The 1,236-nt window shown below is 55.7% G+C and carries 1 protein-coding gene; it reads left to right on the top strand.

All coding sequences use genetic code 11. The features are described from left to right. Window positions 1-65 precede the first annotated feature (65 nt). A protein-coding gene (locus HBO11_RS28395; protein WP_169957412.1) for an IS3 family transposase occupies window positions 66-1,228 on the top strand; the annotation gives its coding sequence in 2 pieces (ribosomal slippage) (window positions 66-321 and window positions 321-1,228; 1,164 coding nt in all). Window positions 1,229-1,236: the final 8 nt, after the last annotated feature.

The raw sequence follows: 1,236 nt of genomic DNA, 5'->3' as shown, positions 1-1,236 counted from the left end.
TTGTAGTGGTCTAATGAAACCGGACACCCATTTAGGCGAGAATGCTCGCCAGTTAGAGGTGTCTGATGACAAAACAACGTCGTTCCTTTTCCGCTGAATTCAAACGCGAGGCCGCAGGCCTCGTGCTCGATCAAGGCTATAGCCATATCGAAGCCAGCCGCTCACTTGGTGTGGTCGAGTCCGCGTTGCGCCGCTGGGTTAACCAGCTTCAGCAGGAGCGCACCGGCGTTACTCCGCAGAGTAAAGCGCTGACGCCTGAGCAGCAGAAAATCCAGGAACTGGAAGCTCGAATCGCTCGCCTTGAGCGGGAGAAATCCATTTTAAAAAAGGCTACCGCGCTCTTGATGTCGGAAGAGCACGAGCGCACGCGCTGATTGATCAACTGAGCGCCCAAGAGCCGGTCGATTGGCTTTGCGCAGTCTTTGATGTCACTCGTTCGTGTTACTACGCCCACCGCCTCAGGCGCCGAACTCCAGACGTTGAGCGGCTTCGGTTGCGCAGTCGAGTCAACGAACTGTTTACGCAAAGTCGAAGCGCCGCCGGTAGCCGCAGCATCGTGTTGATGATGCAAGAAGACGGCGAGCAAATTGGGCGGTTCAAGGTGCGAGGCCTGATGCGGGAGCTGGAGTTGGTCAGCAAACAACCTGGATCACATGCCTACAAACAAGCGACGGTTGAACGGCCTGACATTCCGAACATCTTGAATCGAGAGTTTGATGTGCCGGCGCCGAATCAGGTCTGGTGTGGCGACATCACCTACATCTGGGCTCAAGGGAAATGGCATTACCTGGCTGTCGTTATGGATCTTCACGCGCGCCGAGTGGTGGGCTGGGCGCTGTCGAACAAGCCGGATGCGGATCTGGTCATCAAGGCGTTGGACATGGCTTACGAACAGCGCGGCAGGCCTCAAGGGCTTTTGTTTCACTCGGATCAGGGCTCGCAATATGGCAGCCGCCAGTTTCGCCAACGGCTCTGGCGTTACCGCATGCGCCAAAGCATGAGCCGTCGTGGAAACTGCTGGGATAATGCGCCGATGGAGCGTGTGTTTCGCAGCTTGAAAACTGAATGGATACCGACCGTGGGCTACATGACAGCTCAAGAAGCGAATCGCGACATCAGCTATTACCTGATGCATCGGTACAACTGGATTAGACCGCATCAGTTCAATAATGGGCTGGCCCCGGCTCAGGCCGAGAAAAAACTTAACGTCGTGTCCGGGATTAGTTGACCACTACA

Source organism: Pseudomonas sp. WS 5010 (assembly GCF_012985565.1).
GTDB lineage: Bacteria > Pseudomonadota > Gammaproteobacteria > Pseudomonadales > Pseudomonadaceae > Aquipseudomonas.
Note: the sequence above shows the minus strand (reverse complement) of the source record. Positions and strands in the feature narration are given on the sequence as shown.